Origin of the sequence: Geobacillus sp. C56-T2 (genome assembly GCF_007829715.1) — a bacterium.
Taxonomy (GTDB): Bacteria; Bacillota; Bacilli; order Bacillales; family Anoxybacillaceae; genus Geobacillus; species Geobacillus icigianus.
The window spans coordinates 1354503-1375277 of the sequence record NZ_VJWB01000001.1; the positions used below are offsets into that span (position 1 = coordinate 1354503).

The window sequence follows — 20775 nt, forward strand, 5'->3', positions numbered from 1 at the left end:
AAAGGGCGCCCCTTGCCGTGGGAAAAGAAAGCCGTCAACATATACAGAACATTGTTGAAGGGGGTAAGAGCCAATGAAGCAGCGTTGGCTGATGCTAGTTGTAGCCTTGCTTGTCGTCATGTTGGCCGCATGCGGAAACAGCCAAACAACGAGCGAAAGTAGCGGCACGAGCGGAAAGGATAACGAAAAGAAAACGGAACAGGCAGAAGAAATGACGATCAAGCACCAGCTTGGAGAAGCGAAAGTGAAGAAAAATCCTGAAAAAGTGGTCGTCTTTGATTTCGGAGTGTTGGACACATTAGATAAACTCGGTGTCAAAGTGACCGCCTTGCCGCAGATGAACGTTCCGAAATACTTGGAAAAATACAAAAGCAATGAGTATCAAAACGCGGGAAGTTTGATGGAGCCAGATTTTGAGAAGTTAAGCGAAATAAAGCCTGATGTTATTTTTATTTCCGGGCGGCAGGCCAATTTGTATGACAAGTTGAAAGAAATAGGTCCTACCGTGTACATGGGCATTGACACCCAGCATTATTGGGATTCGTTCACAAACAATATGAAGCTAATCGGACAAATATTCGGCAAAGAGAAAGAAGTGGATGAGGAATTAGCGAACATCGAGAAACAAATCGAAGAAGTGAAGGCGAAAGCGGGAGATAAGAAAGCGTTGATTATTCTAACGACAGGAGGAAAAGTAAGCGCGTATGGAACGGGATCACGGTTTGGTCTCATTCATGATGTGCTCGGCGTCCCGGCCGCGGATCCGAATTTGAAAGTAACGAATCCGCACGGACAAAGTGTGTCGTTTGAATACATTGCCGAAAAAAATCCAGATTACTTGTTTGTCATTGACCGCGATGCCGTTGTTGAAGGAAAGCCGACAGCCAAGCAAACCATTGAGAACGCGCTTGTGAAAAAGACGAAGGCATATCAAAACGGCCACATTGTCTACTTGGATCCAAATTATTGGTATCTCTCAGGCGGCGGATTGACGTCGGTGTCGGAAATGATCAAACAGGTGGAAGAAGGATTGAAATAAAAGGACAGGCGGGCTTAGGCGGCCCGCCTGCTTTATCGTCATAAAATGATATTCTTAATTTTGTAGATTTCCCGTTCGTGTTCGATGACTTTGTTCGAGAGGAAGGTGATGTCAAGTTTGATGTTGTTCAGCTGTTCATTGAATGATTGGGCATGGGAATCGACTTTTTTCTCTAAGGAGTCGAGTCTTTGGTGGATGGAAGAAACTTCACCGTGAAGTTTGTGCACGTCCATCGCGAGGGCGTCGAGTGCGGCGTCGGTTTCATCCTGGCGGTGAAGCAGGGCAGACATCAAGTCATACAGCTCTTTTTGGCCGGCTTTGATATGGACTTGTTCTTCTTCCAACCGCTTTTGGCCTTCAAGGAGAGCTTGCTGGATGCGTCGGAATTCTTCTTGTTCTTTCCGCATTTCTTGTTGTTCTCTTCGGATCTCCTGTTGCTCTTTCCGCATTTCCTGTTGTTCTCTTCGGATCTCCTGCTGTTCTTTTCGCATTTCTTGTTGTTCTCTTCGGATTTCCTGTTGCTCTTTTCGGATTTCTTGTTGTTCTGCTTCCAGCCGTTTGTGGCTTTCGACGAGGAGGTGCAGCGTGTTCTCGATATGACCAAGGCGGTTGAACAACTGCAAGAGGATCTCTTCGCTCATGGTTGGCCCCTCTTTCATTCTAATTTCTTTCATTATAGCACATATGTTCTTGTCGGACAAGCACGAATGGCGTATATAGGAAATCGTACAAACATATGATACAATGAATAAACAAACTGACAAGTCCCAGTGCGGATGTCGGCTAGTATGTTTTTAGAAAGGGATCAATGTATGCTTTACGTTTCTCCTGCCAAGATCGCAAGCTATTTTTATCATGAGTGCGAGCGGAATTTTTACTTTCAGTCGTTGGCGAAGGAACGGCGCGGGGAGCTCGATGTACCTGAACAGCTGTTTCAACGGCCTGCCGTTCATGAGGGTGTGCTGCGCCGCGGAGTTGATTGGGAAGAAGAAGTGGTTTCGACCTACTTAGCCGGCCAAGTGAAGATGGGAAGGCAGCTGCATGGCATGCCCCTTTCCCACTGCTATTTGGATGGTGAAGAGACGATCAGGGAGCTCAAACAACCGAGCAAGCGGTATTTGTATCAGCCGACTTTGATTGTGCCGCCGCGTTTTTATGAACGGTACGGATTGGATTCCGGTATCGTCCGTTTTGCGGCCTGTCGCCCGGACTTAATCGAATGTGTGCAAGGACAAGACGGCTGGACGTTTCGCATCATCGACATCAAATCATCAGACGTGCTGAAGCTTTCCCATCGCGTGCAAACGGCATTGTACGCGTTGATTTTGTCGTCGGTTTTAGAGGAGCACGGCATTAGGGGCAACGTCGATTGGCGCGAAGCGGGGGTATGGACGTACAAAAGCGGGCAGCCGCAAACGGCCGATATCAGTCAGTTGATCCCGTATGTCGAACAGTTTTTGACCGCCGAACTGCCGGCGCTGGCCGAGAAGCAGCCCGGTGAGCTGTTTTGGCACTTGGATTATCGGTGTGAATGGTGCCCGTTTTATGATTATTGTTTAGACAAAGCGCGGCGGCAGAAGCACATCTCTCTCGTTCCGTACCTGTCGAGCCACGCGTCCCGCTTTATTCGTGAGCGGAAGCTGCCTGAGACGATCGGTGAGTTTCGCCAATTTCTTGAACGTCAAGAAAACAGGTATGTGCTGAAACAAAACGCCGGGCTGGCGCGCCAACTTCGGCGGCTTGAAGCGCAGCTTGAGGCCATCACAGAGGAAAGAGTCGTTCCGTATGACCAGGCGGTGACGCATATGCCGATATGGGAAGACATCCGCTTGATTCTCACCGCTCAACGCGATCCATTGACGGGAAAGGTTGCGGCGGCATCGTTGTACCGCGTTGGTGGAGCAGATGTGTTTGGAACGGGATCGGAAATGTATCATTTTATCGCCGGTTCGTTTGCGGAATGCGACGAGGTCGGCCGAAAGTTGGCGGATGCGCTTGATCGTTTGCTTCAGACGGTGCACGATTACAACCGAGCGCGAGAGTGGCGGTCGCAAAAATCGGTGCAGGCGTATGTCGTCGACAACTATGAATGGGACAATGTGCAGCAGCTGCTTCAAGCGCTTTTGTTCGATCCAGACTATAACGAAAAAGCTGTTCGGCTGCTGTCGTATTTTCATAGCAGCTCACTAGCAAGTGCCAACGATCATCCAGATGAAATCGTTCCGCTTCCTGTCGTTGTGCTGACAACGGCTGTGAGTCAGCTGTTCGCCTTGCCGACGCATGTTGCGTACCGTCTTGAAGACTTGTCGCGGTATATTGCGGCCTACCATGATTCGCCGTTTCTGTACTCGGCGAGCGAGCGCTTTTCGTTCCGCTTGACAAACGCCATGAAACTGGACGTGCTGCATGATGCCTGGCAAACAGGGGACACGGAAACACGGCAAGCGGTCGAGAAGGAGCTGAGCCGCCGCCTTTGGGCCGCTCACAGCATCATTCAAGGAATCCGTGCGTGGGCCGAGAGCGTCGCTCCTTCGCCACTTATGGTCTGGCCGGAAAAATTTGCTTTTCCTCATTCGGCTGATTACCGCGATCCGCTTGTGTCCAAGCTGGCGTTTATGGCGCGCTACGAGGCGCTATTAAACTACTTGGATATTCGCCAAAAGCGCCTGCTCCCGCTTTCGGAGCGGCTTGAGAACGGAGTGACGCTTCATGTCACGTACCTTGGCGGCGATCGGTTCCGATTGAACAACCGCCAGGCGCTTGAAACGATCGATCTAAAGGCGAGCTGGCTTTTGACGGAGTGCAATGAGGAAGGAGAAAAGGCGCAACAGACGTTTCCTGATCATAAGTACGCCAGTGAATGGAAGCCGCCCCAATGGGCCAATGTCTATTTTGTCCGCATTCGCGCCATCGAAGATAATGGCAAGACAGCTGAACTCAAGCTCGAGTTGCCCAAATGGCTCGATCGGTTCCCGCTTGTGGAAAGAGAGGAGTATTGGCTGTCGCTTCGGCATGCGGATTTTACCACCCCGCGCGTCTTGCAGGCGTTGCAACAGTTGGATAAGGACAATCATCGCATCTTGGACTTGATTCGCGATCCGATTCGCTATCGGAAAACGTTTCGTCCCAACTGGGATGCAGAGGAAGTCAAGGCGCTTCTCCGCCAAAGCAGGCTGACGAAAAGCCAGCGTCAGGCGTTTCTCCACTTTCTCCGTCATACGTTGACGCTCGTCTGGGGGCCGCCTGGCACCGGGAAAACGCATTTTATTGCCGTCGCTCTTCGGCTGCTTATGCCGATTTACGAAAAGCAGGGGCGCAGGCTTGCCATTCTTGTTTCGGGTTTCACCCATGCGGCGATCGAAAACGTTCTGCGCAAAATTCAGGAGCTTGCGCCGCGGCGCAGCGTCCATATCGCGAAACTTGGTGAGATTCAGACGGAAAACGCCAAAGGAATCGCCGAGGTGGCGGACCGTGACCTTCCCCGATGGCTGGGCAACGGCGGGCATCGGGTGCTTGGCGCTACGCTGTACGGCATTCAAAGGGCGTATGAAAAAGGCTGTCTAGAAGAGTTTGACGTCGTCATTCTGGATGAGGCGTCGCAAATTCGTGTTGCCGATTCGCTATTGGCGTTGCGCCATGTCAAAAAAGCAGGCAGGCTGCTTATCGTCGGCGACCATTTCCAGCTGCCGCCAATCATTCAAGGGGCGTATGCGGCCGCGGAAGGGGAGCCGCACCTGTTCGACTCGATTTTCCGCCTGCTGTTTGACGCGGATGTGGAGAAGCGGTATACCCGCCAACTGACGGACAATTTCCGCATGAACGAGGCGCTTTGCCGCTACCCGGCCGAGCGGATTTACAGCTCCCAGTATACCGCGTTCACCCGCCAGATTGCCGAACAAACGTTGACGCTCGCCCCTGCGCCCCGGGCCGATGGGTGGATCGAAGCGGCGATCGACCCTGACTATCCGCTTGTCGTCTGCACGTATGACGGTGTATACGGTGCCCAAGAAAACGAGGCGGAGGCGCGCTGGGTGGCGGGCATCGCGAAGGTGTTGCGGGAACGGCTTCTCGACAGCGAGGGGAAACGGTACGATGACTCATCAGAAGGCGACCAAGCGTTCTGGCGCCGCGGGCTGTTTATCATCTCGCCGCATCGGGCGCAGATCCGCGCCATTCGCCGTGAGCTTGAACGCGAAGGGCTGCGCCCGCCGTTTTTTGTCGATACGGTTGATAAAATGCAAGGGCAAGAGGCGGATGCGGCGATCATCAGCTACGGCGTCGCCGACCCGGAACTGGCCGCGATGGAAGGGGAGTTCATCTACAGCCTCAACCGATTGAACGTCTCTCTCACACGCGCGCGGAAAAAGGCGATTCTTTTCCTTTCCCGCCATCTGCTGTCCCCCTCGCTGCACGTGTTAGATAACGACGAGTATCGCGAAGGGGTCAACTTTATGTTGAGTCTTGAGCACTATGCATCAAAGCACGGAGAAGCCCGAACGTTCGTTGTTGACGGTGCCGTCTTGCGCATGTATCGAGTCGGTTGCCGTGTGTTCGATCAGGTGGCTTTCCGCAGCCAGTAAGGAGGAAAAGGGAATAGCACAGCCGCTGGCTGCTCGAGCTGCCATGCCGCCTTCCCCGCCCGACCAGTTCGATTCGTTCCCGCGCATTTTACGCGGTGCACGGTCCAAAAACGGTGAAAAAACGGGGGAGGTGTGCATGGCTGTTTTTCTTTCGCGAAACGAAACATCACCTTGATTTATCAAAAGCTTGGACAATTGACGTTTTTGGTCAATCATACAAGTTGACATAACCACGTTTTATTTTTCGAGGGGGTGGAAGGGGTGTGCAAAATGGCCTCTTGCCACCTTAGAAAATCAATGGTAAAATGAAGGTGCTCTTGAAAGAGGAAGGCCTCGTTTAGAGGATTGACACAGGAATGTTCTGTTGTTTTTCCCGAAAACATTGAGAAAACCTTGAAAGAGGAAGACCTCGTTTAGAGGATTCTACCCCCGCCTCCGTTCGCAGGAGGCGGGGTTGTTTTTATACGCCCGGCATGGGGGCGATGCTATAGGGTGAAAGTCCCGAACGGGGGCTGGCGAGCCCCTACCGTTAGGTGAAAGCAAAGGTGTCCATCGCGAGGTGAAAAAGGTAAACGAGGAGAAAAGTGCAGTGAACCGCCCGTGGAAGCGGATCTTTCTAGGGTGTAGTTTTACACGCGAACGAAAAGCACGAATCCGGCTCGCCCCAAGGTCGATTCAACGCCTGAAACAGCGGATTCGACAACTGACCAACCCCAACCGGAGCCTGTCGATGCCGGAACGGACTCATCGCGTCAATCAATGCGTCATGGGATGGATCGAGTACTTTCGGTTCGTCGAAACCCCGTCTGTCCTTCAGATTATCGAAGGATGGATGCGGAGGAGACTTCGACTCTGTCAATGGCTTCAATAGGAAACAGGTCAGAACGAGAATCCGTGAGTTAAGGGCGCTGAGACTGAAAGAAACAGCGGTGATGGAGATCGCCAACACCTGAAAAGGAGCCTGACAAACAGCAAAAACGCCGCAACTCCATCAAGCCTTGGGCAAGACCTACTGGATCGCTCAAGGACTCAAGAGCTTGACGCAACGATATTTCGAGCTCCGTCAAGGTTGACGAACCGCCTAGTGCAGATCCGCATGCTAGGGGGTGAAGGGACGGGGGTTAGCCGCTCGTTCCTACTCGATTTGGCGCGAGGAGAGGAAAGATGATTGTCGGTGCGTGAACGGTTTGCTTACAATAGAAAAAAGAGCATGTGCGAGAGGGGGAGTGGCATGAGCCAACCGGATGAACAGCGCCGGTATACGCTGGACGAGTTTTTTTCTTTAGCTGGAGACGAACGGATGGAGCTGTACGAAGGAACGATGGTGTTAATGTCCCCAGCTCCTTATGAGCATGAAGGTGTGGTCGCCAATTTGATTGCGGAGTTTCGCATGGCGTTAAAAGGAAGTTCTTGCCTTGTATTCGGCAGCAATCTCCAAGTCGTTTTTTTGTTTGAAGACGAACAAAAAGGAAAGCGAAACGTGACCGTGTTGCCGGATCTAGCTATTGTTTGCGACCGGACGAAACTGCGCCAAGGGCGGTGTTATGGCGCCCCTGACCTTGTGGTGGAAGTGTTGTCGCCAAGTACGGCCCGCAACGACCGGCTGTTTAAGCGTTATTATTATGAGAAAGCGGGAGTCCGTGAGTACTGGATTGTCGATTACCAGCACCAGACGATGGAAAAATACGTTTGGCAATCGGGGACGTTTCACCTAGAAGACGTGTACGATGTTGCCAACGGGATGGCTGCATCGACCGTGTTTCCCGAGGTGCGTTTTTCCGTGGAGGAGATTTTTGCGTTTTTGTCGTCGTAAAGAGCGGCATAGGCACATACAAAATAACAACAAGCATAGCGCTCGACTCCAAGAAATGGTCTGTATCGCCAAACGCGCAGCAGAGTCGGACCCGCCAGTGTTCATGATGGGGAAAGCGGAACCGGCAAGGAGCCGTTCGCCTACAAGGCCGGTGAAAAGCCGCTGTCGCACACCAATCGGCGGCATTTTCATTCAAAAAAGAAAGCTGGTTCTGCAAAGTTTCTCTCATTGAGAAATGGATGGAATCAGTAGCATTTTACACGAAATCACCAGTCTCCTAGGTGATTCATCGGGAAAGCCTGCGGACTGGCCAGCCGTTCGTCCTTATAAACTGTGCGGCCATTTGTGTCGCTTTGCTGGAAAGCGAATTGTTCAGCTATATGGACGGATTTCCCCATGCGAAAAATGGTAGGTCTTGAGCGCTACGCTTCGCAGCACGGGGAAACCCAAACGTTCGTTGTTGACGGTGCCGTCTTGCACATGTATCGAGCCGGTTGCCGCGTGTTCGATCAGGTGGCTTCCCGCAGTGGGTAAGGAAAAGAGAATAGCACAGCCGCTGACTGATCAAGCTGCCATGCCGCCTTCCCCGCCCGACCAGTTCGGCTCGTTCCCGCGCATTTTGCGCGGTGCACGGTCCAAAAACGGCGAAAAAACGGGGGAGGTGTGCATGGCTGTTTTTCTTTCGTGAAACGAAACATCACCTTGATTTATCAAAAGCTTGGACAATTGACGTTTTTGGTCAATCATACAAGTTGACATAACCACATTTTATTTTTCAAAGGGGTAGAAGGGGTGTGCAAAATGGCCTCTTGCCGCCTTAGAAAATCGATGGTAAAATGAAGGTGCTCTTGAAAGAGGAAGGCCTCGTTTAGAGGATTGAAACAGTTTGACGTTGCACTTCTTTACGCAAGGCTTTATGCTTGAAAGAGGAAGGCCTCGTTTAGAGGATTGAAACTTGTTTTTACTGCTTCATCGATGGCATTTTTTTCTTTTACCCTTGAAAGAGGAAGGCCTCGTTTAGAGGATTGAAACCGATTTGGTCGACAAACTCAGCCTTCGTAATATGGACGCTTGAAAGAGGAAGGCCTCGTTTAGAGGATTGAAACATTCTTCCATTTCTTCTTTAGTGTAATTCTCAATATCTTGAAAGAGGAAAGCCTCGTTTAGAGGATTCTACCCCCGCTTCCGTTCGCAGGAGGCGGGGTTGTTTTTCGGCTAGAAATGGAGGCAGGAAAACCGTTTGCCATGGCGAAATAATGGAAACACGAGCACTTTTTCGCGGACAAGAAACGCCGCGGGCAAGGCGGCGTGGGGGAGGGGGCGTGCGATGGCAAACGGCGGCAGGAAAGCAAAAGGAGCAGCGAGGGCGCGGCTTGAGCTGGTTAAGGAGCTTTTTCCGGAAGCGGTGACGGGCGAAGCGATCGACTGGCAGCGGCTGAAAAAGGCGCTTGGCTGCCAGGCGGAGGACGAAGTGTATGAGTTTACGTGGCCAGGAAAAGCGGAGGCGAAGCGGTTGGCGGAGATGCCCGCCACGGGAGTGCTGCGGCCCGACCGGGAGAAAAGCAAGAGGTGGGAGACGACAAGCAATTGGTACATTGAAGGGGATAATTTGGAAGCGTTAAAGTTGTTGCGCTCCTCACATGAAGGAAAAGTGCAAATGATTTACATTGATCCGCCGTATAATACAGGAAAAGCGTTGACGTACAAAGACAATTGGCGCAAGCGAAAACGCGCCGCTTCAGGTTTAGGTCGGGAAGAGGCGCGTGCCCATGCCGGCTGGCTCAATATGATGTATCCTCGCCTTTGCGCGGCGAAGGCGTTGTTGGCTGAAACAGGGGCGATTTTTATCTCTATTGATGATACGGAGCAGGCGAATTTGAAAAAAATGTGTGATGAAATTTTCGGTGAGCGGAATTTCGTTGCGACGTTTATTTGGCAGCGGGCATTTTCGCCCGTGAATATGAACAAGTTCGCCTCGCGCAATCATGATTTTATTTTATGTTACGCGAAAAACATCGATCGTCTGGCTTGGTACGGCTTGCCGCGCCATCCGGAAGCGGACGGGCGGTATGCCAACCCGGACAATGATCCGCGCGGTCCGTGGACGTCCGGTGATTTGTCGGTCGGCCCGCCGATTCCGGAAAAAATTTATGACATCGTGACCCCAAGCGGCCGGATTGTTTCGCCGCCCCACGGGTATTGTTGGCGGGTGACGAAAGAGCGCTTTGCCGAGTTGGCGGCGGACAACCGCATTTGGTTTGGTAAAGACGGCAACGGGGTGCCGCGCTTAAAGCGATTTTTGCGCGAGGTGAAACCGACGATGACACCGCTCACGATCTGGACGCATGATGAGGTGTCCCACTCGCAGGAGGCGAAAAAGGAGCTGAAGGAGCTGTTTAACGGGGTGGCGGTGATGGATTACCCGAAGCCCGTCAAGCTGCTTCAGCGTATGATCGAACTGACGACGAAGAACGATGATGTCATCCTCGACTTTTTTTCCGGCTCGGCGACAACGGCCCATGCGGTCATGCAGCAAAACGCCGAAGACGGCGGCCGGCGGTCGTTTATTATGGTGCAGCTTCCTGAACGGCTGGCGGAAACGTCAGCGGCATATCGGGCTGGGTTTCGGACGATTTGCGACATCGGCCGTGAGCGCATTCGCCGTGCGGGGGAGAAAATCGTTTATGAAACGGGGAAGACGGAGTTGGATATCGGTTTTCAAGTGTTTCGGATTGAACGGAACAATCAGCCCGATCGCTAGGCGAACGGGCTGGTTCCTTGACTAGGTGAATGAAAGGCGCTGTCTCCGCTGTCCATCGTTTCGGGCGTTTTTTACAACGACGCCGCAGCCCAACGGTCATTGATAAAGACATCGTATTCTGCGGCAATCGTTTCTTTGAGCTCCGCTAAAGACGGGATGCCGTCGGCGAAAGTATAGGTGTCAAGGAGAATGAGGGAGTATTCGTCGCCGGGATCAAATACGACGGTGACGACTTCTTCCGTGCCGGCGTCCACTTGCCGGACGGTGTCGCCGTCTTTTGGTTCAACGAGTACGTTTTGGTATGTTTCGCGGATGATGTAATAGCCTTTTTGAACTTGCTCGGTAAACAAATGTTCTATCCCTATCAGTTCATGAATGATCATAGTTTCGGCCTCCTAGTTTGTGAAATTGTTCTCAATATCAGTATATATAGCAATGGAATCGATGTATACCAATGCGAGAGGAAGTTTGAAAAGTTGTCAAGTTTGTATGTCTGTGTGGACGTGGTTGGGGGCGAGCAGAGAAGACGGGCTGTTCAAAAGGAATAGCGCCCTTTGTGATGGGCGCTAGGCTCATTCATCCATAATGAACGTTACTCTTTTATGACTGTTGATGCTGGCGGGTGGTAGTTTGGCTGAAGATGGCGCCGGGCAAAAACGAAGTAGCAAATGATCACGACAACGGTAATGAGCAATGTTAACAACAGCTGAGAAGCCATGGATTCAATGAATAGCATAGAAACGAGGATGACGAGCAAAACAAGAATTGTAAAATAAGTCAAGTATGGAAACAGCTACATTTTAATTTTTAAGGCAGCATTGTTTTCACGTTCGAGTTTCTTCCGTAGGCGGAGTTGCGAGACAGCAATGGCTAAATAGACGAGCAACGCGATCGCCCCGGAAGAGTTGACGAGAAAGAGAAACACTTTGTCCGGAGAGACATAGTTCATGATGACGGCGATGTAGCCAAACAGCGTGCTGGCGATGACCGCTGTCAATGGACGGTGCCGTTTTAGAAGGAGTTTGGTCATAAAGTTTTGAATATTCTTAGCAAAGATGAAGCAGAAGGAGAGGTCGGTTGGCGGGATGATGACGCATTGCTTTTATCGCTGCTTCGGCAGTTGATTGAATGTGACGCTTCGGGGCGATGCATCGAATTGGGAACGTACGCCTCCTCGATCCCAAAGGAGGCATTAGAGCTGGCTAACCGCCACCATTTCCCGCTTATTCTTTTTCTTGAGGAAGTTCCTTTCGTCAAGATTACCCATGACATTCATACGTGTTTGATTAATCAGCAATATCAAATGATCTCCCAGCTTGAGTCGTATTCCCAAGAGTTGAATAAAAAGCTGCTGACGGTTCATCATTATTGGGGATTTTAACTCCATTCAAATACATACGTTAATGGAATAGCTAAGTCCTTAAATTGTACGGAATGCAGCGTGTCTTGTTGCCCGTATGTGGCATGCCGTTGATAGACTCCTTCGTGCAAATGGTATACATGAACCATTTTGTTAGCCGTATCGACGATCCAATATTCCGCAATGCCATAGTGTTGGTAAGTATAAAATTTTTCGTTGTAATCTTTTAAAGCGGTTGAAGGTGACAAGACTTCAACAACTAGCGCAGGCGCCCCGTAACATCCTTTTTTGACAATCTGTTTTTTATTGCAAATCACCACAATATCGGGTTGGACAATGTCATCAGGGGTTTCATACGTTTCATTTTTGCTAAGGAATACATCAAACGGCGCCATAAAGACGTAACAATGTTGGTTTTGGAAAAAATGGCGCAAAGCAAAATACAATTCTCCGACTGCAAATTGATGTTCCGAAGATGGAGCAGGGGTCATATTATAGGCTTTTCCATTGATCAGTTCCCAGCGACCTTCCCATGTTTTCCAGTCCGCGTACGTGTAAATTTTGTTCGGGTCAGGGATATTGCCCACTGTTTCCCCCTCTTTCATTTTAAGGATGCGTTTGTTTCCAGTTTAGCAAAAGAAATCAAGGAAGGGTAGGGAGGACTCTCATGAGAGGTTTATTCATCACTTGCCTACGCCCACAAGCCGAAGTGAAGGTTTTCTTGGTTCAGAAAGGAATGTAGCGTCTGTTTGTCGAATGACATGAGGGAAAAATGCATGGGGAAAGGGTGAGGAAATGATGTCCGCATTTCAAGCGTTTGTTGTCAACAAAACGGAAACGGAGTTTACAGCTGAGGTGAAAACGATCTCGATGGACGATTTGCCGGAAGGGGATGTCGTCGTTCACGTCCATTATTCAAGCGTCAACTACAAAGACGGGCTGGCGTCGATCCCGGACGGCAAAATTGTGAAAACGTATCCGTTCGTGCCCGGGATTGACTTGGCCGGAGTCGTCGTCTCGTCGCAACATCCGCGGTTCCTTGAAGGGGATGAGGTGATCGCGACCGGCTATGAAATTGGCGTCACCCACTTTGGCGGCTACAGCGAGTATGCGCGTTTGCCCGGCGACTGGCTCGTGCCATTGCCGAAAGGGTTGACGTTGAAAGAAGCGATGGCGATCGGCACGGCGGGGTTCACGGCGGCGTTGTCCATCCATCGGCTTGAGGAGCACGGGCTGACGCCGGAACACGGGCCGGTGCTCGTTACGGGGGCGACGGGCGGCGTCGGCAGTCTGGCGGTGTCGATGCTCGCGAAGCGCGGCTACACGGTAGAGGCGAGTACAGGCAAAGCGGCGGAGCACGATTATTTGCGCGCCCTTGGCGCCAAGGAAGTGTTGGCGCGCGAAGACGTCACCGCCGAGCGCATTCGCCCGCTCGATCAGCAGCGCTGGGCGGCGGCGGTCGATCCGGTCGGCGGCCGGACGCTGGCGACCGTGCTAAGCCGCATCCGTTACGGCGGGGCCGTGGCGGTAAGCGGATTGACGGGAGGAGCGGACGTGCCGACGACGGTTTACCCATTCATTTTGCGCGGCGTCAGCTTGCTTGGCATCGATTCCGTCTATTGTCCGATGGATTTGCGGCTTCGCATTTGGGAACGGCTCGCTGGCGATTTGAAGCCGGATTTGGAGCGGATTGCCAAAGAAATTTCACTCGCTGAATTGCCGCAAGCGCTTAAGCGCATTTTGCGTGGGGAGCTGCGCGGCCGGATGGTGGTGCGGCTGGCCTGATCGGGAACTATCTCGATTTTACCGGCCGACTATTCGCTTAGGATTGCGAAGCAGCGAAGCAAATGGAAAAAATTGTAGAATAAAAGCTGGTGAAACGAACGCTCTCATGTTGTTTAGCGGGAGGGGGAAGAGGCATCTCCCCTTCCCTTTTCGTTCGTGCTTCCTACCCAAGCTGATACCGCTCAAGCTCGGAGAAAAAGTCTTTCACAAACCGGTAAAACACTTTCACCGACGGGGCGAGCTCGTGATGGTCGGAGATGATGATGCCGACGTTGCGCCTCACTTGCGGAGTTTCGATCGGCACTTTGGCGGCGTAGCGGAGGAGGCTCTCCGACAAGGCGCTTTCCGGCAGCAGAGTGACGCCGATGCCGGCGGAGACGAGCCCTTTAATGGCGTCGAGATCCTCGCCTTCCGAGGAGATGTTCGGGGAAAACCCGGCTTGATGACAGGCGTCGATTAAAATTTGATGCAAAATGTATCCCTTGGGAAACGTGACAAACGGGTCGTGGCGCAGTTCGTTCAACACGATCCGGTCGCGGCGAGCGAGCGGATGGCTGTTTGGCAAGAGGGCGGCAAACGGTTCGGAAAATAAAATTTCCCCTTTAATGCCCATTTCGCGCGCGGGAATGGGGCCAAGAAAGGCCAAATCAATTTCCCGCTTTTTCACCGCTTCGATTAAATAATAGTACGATCCTTGGCGGAGATGGAACGAGACGTTTGGGTGTTCCGCTTTAAAGGCGGAGATGACCATCGGCATCATATGGCTCGCGAGACTGGTCGGGAACCCGATTTTAATCGTTCCGCGCTCCGGATCCAAATACTCCTCAATTTGTTGCTTTGCATCCTCAACCGCTTTTAACACCGCTTCGGCGTGCGGCAAAAAATGGCGGCCGATCGGGGTGAGCTTGACGTTCCGTCCTTCCCGTTCAAAGAGCTGGACGCCAAGCTCCGCTTCTAAGTTGGCGATTTGCCGGCTGATCGCCGACTGCGCGACATGAAGGGCATCGGCGGCTTCAGAGACATGTTCGCGCCGGGCGACTTCCACAAAATATTGCAACTGCCGCAGCTCCATTCTCCCCCTCCTTTTTCATTGATCGCGAAATGAGATCAATTTTATCTAAATTATATATTGTTTATATTAATTTTGAAAACTACAATGAATATTACAGACAATTCGGAACGGGAGGGGAAGGCAGCATGAAACACTACGGATTACCGAAAGCGCAAGGGCTGTATCGTCCGGAATTTGAACATGACGCGTGCGGGATCGGGTTTTATGCTCATTTAAAAGGAAAAGCGTCGCATGATGTGATCGAAAAAGCGCTCCATATGCTCCGTCAGCTTGAACATCGGGGCGGGCAGGGAAGCGATCCGGAAACGGGCGACGGCGCGGGCATTATGACGCAAATTCCGCACGAATATTTTCAAGACGTGTGCAATGGGATGAACTTGCCGGAAAAAGGGCGCTATGGGGTCGGGATGTTCTTTTTGCCGAAAAATGAAGAAAAACGGGCGTATTATGAAGCAAAAGTAAATGAAATCATCGCCCAGGAAGGACAACAGTTGCTCGGCTGGCGGACCGTGCCGGTTGACGGCACCAAGCTTGGCAAGCTGGCGCGGCAAAGCCAACCGTTCATTCGTCAAGTGTTTGTCGCGGCAGGGGATGATGCGGCCGATGAGCTGGCGTTTGAACGGAAGCTGTATGTCATCCGCAAACAGTTCGAAAAATGGGTGGAACACAACGAGTGCTATGTAGCGAGCTTCTCGAGCCGGACGATTGTCTATAAAGGGCTGCTTACGCCGGAACAAATCGATGCGTTTTATTTGGATTTGCAGGATGAGCGGTTCCGCTCGGCGTTCGCCCTCGTGCACTCGCGCTTCAGCACGAACACGTTCCCAAGCTGGGAGCGGGCCCATCCGAACCGCTATTTGATTCATAACGGCGAGATCAACACGCTCCGCGGCAATGTCAACTGGATGGCGGCGCGCGAGAAGCAATTTGTGTCGGAAGCGTTCGGCGCCGATTTGGAAAAAGTGTTGCCGATTTTGGATACAAACGGGAGCGACTCGTCGATTTTGGACAATGCGTTTGAATTTTTCGTCCTTGCTGGCCGTAATCCGGCCCATGTGGCGATGATGCTCATTCCGGAACCGTGGTTTTGGGATGAACAAATGGATGACGCGAAAAAGGCGTTTTACGAGTATCATAGCTGTCTCATGGAGCCGTGGGACGGCCCGACGGCGATTTCGTTCACCGACGGCAAGCAAATCGGTGCCATTTTGGACCGGAACGGCTTGCGCCCGGCCCGCTATTACGTCACGAAAGACGATTACATTGTTTTCTCGTCCGAAGTCGGCGTCATTGATATCGATCCGAACAACATTTTATATAAGGAACGGCTGAGCCCAGGGAAAATGTTGCTTGTTGATTTGGAGCAAGGGCGGATCATTTCCGACCAGGAAATTAAAGAAGAAATGGCGAGCCAACAGCCGTACCGCCAATGGATCAATGAGCAAATGATCACGCTTGGCGATCTGGAGATTCCGGAGGACGTCGAAGCGCCGAAGCAGCTTGTCAAACGGCAAAAAGCGTTCGGCTACACGTTTGAAGATGTGGAAAAAACGATTTTACCGATGGCGACGGAAGGAAAAGACCCGACCGGCGCCATGGGCATGGATGCCCCGTTGGCCGTATTGTCGGAGCGGCCGCAAAGCTTGTTCAACTACTTCAAGCAGCTGTTTGCCCAAGTCACGAACCCGCCGATTGACGCGATTCGCGAGTATGTCGTCACGTCAACGATGACGCTGCTCGGCAAAGAAGGAAACATTTTGCATCCAGACGCCAAAGCGGCGCGGCGCATTCGCCTTGAGACGCCGCTATTGACGAACGAAGAATTGGCCGCGTTAAAAGCCAATCCGTATCCGGAGTTTGCATGTGTGGTGCTGCCGACGCTGTTTACGGATGACTTGAAGCAAGCGTTGGATGAGTTGTTTGCCAAAGCGGACGAAGCGATCGCGAACGGGGCAACGCTTCTCGTTTTGTCCGATCGCGGCGTTGATGAGACGCATGTGGCGATTCCGGTGTTGCTGGCGGTGAGCGGGCTTCATCAACACCTGATCCGGAACGGGACGCGCACAAACGTCAGCCTGCTGGTCGAAAGCGGCGAGGCGCGCGAAGTCCATCATTTTGCGGCGCTGATCGGCTACGGGGCGGACGCCATTAACCCGTACTTGGCGCTCGAGACGATCCGCCAGGCGTCCGAAAACGGCGTCATTGCCTTGTCGTACCGTGACGCGGTGAGCACGTATAGGAAGGCGGCTGTTGACGGCGTCGTCAAAGTGATGTCAAAAATGGGCATCTCGACGGTGCAAAGCTACCGCGGCGCGCAAATTTTTGAAGCCGTTGGCATCGGCAACGATGTCATTGATCAATACTTCACCGGCACCGCCTCGCAAATTGGCGGCATCGGGCTTGAGGAAATCGCCAAAGAGGCGAAAATGCGCCATGAAGCGGCATTTGCCGCCCGGCACGAAGATCATGTGCTCGATACCGGCAGCGAGCTGCAATGGCGGCGCAACGGCGAACATCACGCGTTCAATCCGAAGACGATCCATTTGTTGCAATGGGCGTGCCGGAAAAATGATTACAATCTTTATAAGCAATATTCGAAACTGGCCAATGAAGAACAGTTGACGTTCTTGCGCAACTTGTTCGACTTCGATCCGAACCGGACGCCGGTGCCGATTGACGAAGTCGAGCCAGTCGAGTCGATTGTCCGCCGCTTCAAAACCGGAGCGATGTCGTTTGGCTCGATCAGCCAAGAGGCGCATGAGGCGTTGGCGATTGCCATGAACCGGATCGGGGGAAAAAGCAACAGCGGTGAAGGCGGGGAAGACCCGGCTCGCTATGTGAAGGACGAAAACGGCGACTGGCGCCGCAGCGCGATCAAGCAGGTCGCTTCCGGGCGTTTTGGTGTGAACAGTCATTATTTGGTCAACGCCGACGAATTGCAAATTAAAATGGCCCAAGGGGCAAAACCAGGCGAGGGCGGACAGCTTCCGGCCAACAAAGTGTACCCGTGGGTCGGCAAAGTGCGCGGTTCGACGCCGGGGGTAGAGCTCATTTCTCCGCCGCCGCACCATGACATTTACTCGATCGAAGATTTGGCTCAGCTCATTTACGACTTAAAAAATGCGAACAAAGACGCGCGCATCAGCGTCAAGCTCGTCGCCAAAGCGGGCGTCGGCACGATTGCGGCCGGCGTGGCGAAAGGGAACGCTGATGTCATCGTCATCAGCGGTTATGACGGCGGCACGGGCGCGTCGCCGAAGACGAGCATTAAGCACGCAGGGCTTCCATGGGAGCTCGGTTTGGCGGAAACACACCAGACGCTGATGCTCAACGGCTTGCGCGACCGTGTCGTGTTGGAAACCGACGGCAAACTGATGACCGGCCGCGACGTTGTAATGGCGGCGCTGTTTGGCGCCGAGGAATTTGGGTTTGCGACGGCGCCGCTCGTCGTGTTGGGCTGCGTCATGATGCGCGTTTGCCATCTGGATACATGTCCGGTCGGGGTGGCGACGCAAAATCCGGAGCTGCGCAAAAAATTTACCGGCCAACCGGAGCATGTCGTCAACTTCATGTATTTTGTCGCTCAGGAAGTGCGGGAGATCATGGCCGAGCTCGGCTTCCGCACGATCGACGAGATGGTGGGCCGCGTCGATGTGCTGACAGTGAGCGAGCGGGCGAAAACGCATTGGAAAGCGAAGCATCTCGACTTGTCGCGCCTGCTGCACCAAGTCGACGGCCCGCGCACTTGCGGCCAAGGGCAAACCCATCGCATGGAAGAAACGCTTGACTATACGGCGATTTTGCCGGCGGTGCAGCCGGCGCTCGAAAACCGGGAGCCGGTTGCGCTTGAACTTACGATCCGCAACGTCCATCGGACGGTCGGAGCGATGACCGGCAGCGAAATTTCGAAACGCTACGGTGAAGAAGGATTGCCGGATGATACGATCCGCCTCCGCTTCACCGGATCGGCAGGGCAGAGCTTCGCGGCGTTTGTGCCGAAAGGGATGACGCTCGAGCTTGTCGGCGACGCGAACGATTATGTTGGCAAGGGACTCTCCGGCGGCAAAGTGATCGTCCGTCCGCCGGATGAGGCGCCGTTTGCCGCAGCGGACAACGTCATTATCGGCAACGTCGCCTTCTACGGAGCGACGGGCGGCGAGGCGTATATTCGCGGCCGCGCCGGCGAGCGGTTCTGCGTGCGCAACAGCGGCGTCCATGCCGTTGTCGAGGGCGTCGGCGACCACGGCTGTGAGTACATGACCGGCGGCCGTGTCGTCATCCTCGGCTCGGTCGGCAAAAACTTCGCCGCCGGCATGTCGGGGGGCATCGCCTACGTCCTCGCTGATGAAGACAGCTGGACGCAAGCAGCCAACCTTGAGCTCGTTTCCTTGGAACGGCTCGAGAATGAGGAAGAAATTCGCGCCGTCCGCCGGATGATCGAAAACCATTTCCGCTATACCGGGAGTCCGCGGGCCTCGCTCGTGCTTGACGAGTGGGACGCTTATGTGAAACGGTTTGTCAAAGTCATTCCGCACAACTACAAACTGATGGTGGAAACGATTCAAGCGCTCGAACAATCCGGGCTTTCGTATGATGAAGCTGCCATGGCGGCGTTTGAAACGGTGGCGAAACAGAAAAAAGCGGCTGCCGCCAACGCTCCTATGTTGCAAGCGGCCGCAAAGTAGTCCCGCTTTTTCGGTCGGCTGCGCATGGCGGCGCCGCTTCGGCCCCGCGCCGCCGCGGGGCTCGCTTTTTGGCTGCCAAACAGGCGGGAAGGATAGAGCGGAGAGAAGAGAGGACGCAGAAGGAGGGGAACCGTCGTGGGAAAAGCAACGGGGTTTATGGAATATGCTCGCGAGGAAGAAAAAAAGCGCGACCCGCTTTCCCGTCTTGATGATTGGAAGGAATATACAGAGCCGTTTTCCGAAGACGTGTTGGCGCGCCAAGGAGCTCGCTGTATGGATTGCGGCACGCCGTTTTGCCATATGGGATTGGAGCTGAACGGCCTCACCTCCGGTTGCCCGGTGCACAACTTCATTCCGGAATGGAACGATTTAGTGTACCGCGGCCGTTGGAAAGAAGCGCTCGATCGGCTCTTGAAAACGAACAACTTTCCAGAGTTTACGGGCCGCGTCTGTCCGGCGCCGTGCGAAGGATCGTGTACGGTGGCCATTTCCGACCCAGCGGTGGCGATCAAAGGAATCGAGCGGGCCATTATTGATAAAGGGTTTGCTGAAGGCTGGGTGAAACCGCGCATCCCGAAAACGCGCACCGGGAAAAAGGTGGCCATCGTCGGCTCCGGTCCGGCCGGGCTCGCCTGTGCCGACCAGCTTAACCAAGCTGGCCATTCGGTGACGGTGTACGAGCGGGCCGATCGCATCGGCGGCTTGTTGATGTACGGGATCCCGAACATGAAGCTGGAAAAAGACATCGTCGAACGGCGAGTGCGGCTGCTTGAAGAAGAGGGCATCACCTTTGTTGTAAACACCGAAGTCGGCAAAGATATTACCGCCGATGAGTTGCGCGCTCAATACGATGCCGTTGTGTTGTGCGTTGGGGCGCAAAAGCAGCGCGATTTGGCCATTGAAGGTCGGGAGCTTACAGGCGTTCATTTTGCCATGGATTATTTAACAGGCGTCACGAAAAGTTTGCTCGATTCGAATTTTGCCGACGGCCAGTTTATTGACGCCAAGGACAAACGTGTCATCGTCATCGGCGGCGGCGACACGGGGGCTGACTGTGTGGCGACCGCGCTGCGCCAAGGCTGCAAAAGCGTCGTCCAGTTTGGCAAACACCCGGCGTTTCCGGACAAGCGCCCAGACGATAACCCGTGGCCGCAATATCCGCTCGTGTTCACGCTTGATTATGCGTATGAGGAAGCGAAGGCGAAATTTGGGGCAGACCCGCGCCAATATTGCATTCAAACGAAAAAAATCGTAGGCGACGAGCACGGCCGGGTGAAAGAACTGCATACGGTTCAAATGGAAAAAATCATTGATGAAAACGGCAAAGCGATCTTTCAAGAAATTCCGGGGACGGAGCAAGTATGGCCGTGCGATTTGGTGTTCATCGCGATTGGCTTCGAAGGTCCTGAACAGCCACTGTTGCAGCAGTTTGGCGTGGAAACGATCAACAATAAAGTGAAAGCTCCGTACGGTAAATATACGACCAACATTGAAGGCGTGTTTGCGGCCGGCGACGCCCGCCGCGGCCAAAGCCTGATCGTTTGGGCGATCCACGAGGGCCGGGGGGCGGCCCGTGAAGTGGACCGGTTCCTGATGGGAGAGACGAAGCTGCCGTCGTAATGGTTGTTTCCTCCTTAAAAAGTGCTGCTTTTTAAGGAGGATTTTTCTTTTGTTCGTAAA

The 20775-nt window shown here is 53.1% G+C and carries 13 protein-coding genes, 2 pseudogenes and 1 CRISPR repeat array; of the genes and pseudogenes, 10 read left to right on the top strand and 5 right to left on the bottom strand.

The window, feature by feature from the left end:
* The first annotated feature begins 73 nt into the window (after positions 1-73).
* On the top strand, positions 74-1039 hold the full coding sequence (locus GC56T2_RS06860) for a siderophore ABC transporter substrate-binding protein (protein ID WP_144973997.1): 966 nt from the start codon (positions 74-76) through the stop codon (positions 1037-1039).
* 38 nt (positions 1040-1077) lie between these two features.
* Here GC56T2_RS06860 and GC56T2_RS06865 read toward each other — a convergent pair whose 3' ends face one another.
* Entirely contained in the window at positions 1078-1680 is a 603-nt protein-coding gene (locus tag GC56T2_RS06865) for a hypothetical protein (protein WP_144977119.1), read from the bottom strand.
* A gap of 171 nt (positions 1681-1851) precedes the next feature.
* On the opposite strand from GC56T2_RS06865, the gene GC56T2_RS06870 reads away from it, so the two are divergent.
* The 5 genes from GC56T2_RS06870 to GC56T2_RS06890 all read left to right on the top strand — a co-directional run bounded on the left by GC56T2_RS06870 (position 1852) and on the right by GC56T2_RS06890 (position 10193).
* The gene (locus GC56T2_RS06870) at positions 1852-5619 is read left to right on the top strand and encodes a bifunctional RecB family nuclease/DEAD/DEAH box helicase (protein ID WP_144973999.1); all 3768 of its coding nucleotides are present in this window, start codon (positions 1852-1854) and stop codon (positions 5617-5619) included.
* 730 nt (positions 5620-6349) lie between these two features.
* Positions 6350-6490: a group II intron maturase-specific domain-containing protein gene (locus GC56T2_RS18080; RefSeq protein WP_255516034.1), complete on the top strand. Its 141-nt coding sequence runs from the start codon at positions 6350-6352 to the stop codon at positions 6488-6490.
* Positions 6491-6850: 360 nt separating this feature from the next.
* Entirely contained in the window at positions 6851-7432 is a 582-nt protein-coding gene (locus GC56T2_RS06880) for a Uma2 family endonuclease (protein WP_144974001.1), read from the top strand.
* Positions 7433-7713: 281 nt separating this feature from the next.
* Positions 7714-7851: a sigma 54-interacting transcriptional regulator gene (locus tag GC56T2_RS06885; RefSeq protein WP_144974003.1), complete on the top strand. Its 138-nt coding sequence runs from the start codon at positions 7714-7716 to the stop codon at positions 7849-7851.
* A gap of 428 nt (positions 7852-8279) precedes the next feature.
* Positions 8280-8610: direct repeats of the CRISPR family, unit length 36 nt; unit sequence CTTGAAAGAGGAAGGCCTCGTTTAGAGGATTGAAAC.
* Between the two features lie 149 nt (positions 8611-8759).
* On the top strand, positions 8760-10193 hold the full coding sequence (locus tag GC56T2_RS06890) for a site-specific DNA-methyltransferase (protein ID WP_144974005.1): 1434 nt from the start codon (positions 8760-8762) through the stop codon (positions 10191-10193).
* Between the two features lie 71 nt (positions 10194-10264).
* Here GC56T2_RS06890 and GC56T2_RS06895 read toward each other — a convergent pair whose 3' ends face one another.
* Together GC56T2_RS06895 and GC56T2_RS06900 are read right to left on the bottom strand one after the other, a co-directional pair.
* Positions 10265-10576 (bottom strand): hypothetical protein, encoded by a 312-nt coding sequence (locus GC56T2_RS06895; protein ID WP_144974007.1) that lies wholly within the window; start codon positions 10574-10576, stop codon positions 10265-10267.
* Between the two features lie 209 nt (positions 10577-10785).
* A pseudogene (locus tag GC56T2_RS06900) lies at positions 10786-11211 on the bottom strand (GABA permease); the annotation flags it as partial.
* Positions 11212-11265: 54 nt separating this feature from the next.
* Between GC56T2_RS06900 and GC56T2_RS06905 the strand changes: the two are divergent.
* Positions 11266-11562: pseudogene (locus GC56T2_RS06905) on the top strand (PucR family transcriptional regulator ligand-binding domain-containing protein); the annotation flags it as partial.
* A gap of 8 nt (positions 11563-11570) precedes the next feature.
* On the opposite strand, the gene GC56T2_RS06910 reads toward GC56T2_RS06905, so the two are convergent.
* Entirely contained in the window at positions 11571-12140 is a 570-nt protein-coding gene (locus GC56T2_RS06910; protein ID WP_144974009.1) for a Uma2 family endonuclease, read from the bottom strand.
* A 211-nt stretch (positions 12141-12351) separates the two neighbouring features.
* On the opposite strand from GC56T2_RS06910, the gene GC56T2_RS06915 reads away from it, so the two are divergent.
* Positions 12352-13338 carry an NADPH:quinone oxidoreductase family protein gene (locus tag GC56T2_RS06915; protein WP_144974011.1) on the top strand — a complete coding sequence of 329 codons (987 nt, stop codon included), beginning with the start codon at positions 12352-12354 and terminating at the stop codon, positions 13336-13338.
* Positions 13339-13501: 163 nt separating this feature from the next.
* On the opposite strand, the gene gltC is transcribed toward GC56T2_RS06915, so the two are convergent.
* Entirely contained in the window at positions 13502-14410 is a 909-nt protein-coding gene (gltC, locus tag GC56T2_RS06920; RefSeq protein WP_144974013.1) for a glutamate biosynthesis transcriptional regulator GltC, read from the bottom strand.
* A 125-nt stretch (positions 14411-14535) separates the two neighbouring features.
* Here gltC and gltB point away from each other — a divergent pair, with 125 nt between their 5' ends.
* Positions 14536-19095 (top strand): glutamate synthase large subunit, encoded by a 4560-nt coding sequence (gene gltB, locus GC56T2_RS06925; protein WP_144974015.1) that lies wholly within the window; start codon positions 14536-14538, stop codon positions 19093-19095.
* 135 nt (positions 19096-19230) lie between these two features.
* Positions 19231-20715: a glutamate synthase subunit beta gene (locus GC56T2_RS06930; RefSeq protein ID WP_144974017.1), complete on the top strand. Its 1485-nt coding sequence runs from the start codon at positions 19231-19233 to the stop codon at positions 20713-20715.
* The last annotated feature ends 60 nt before the right edge of the window (positions 20716-20775 follow it).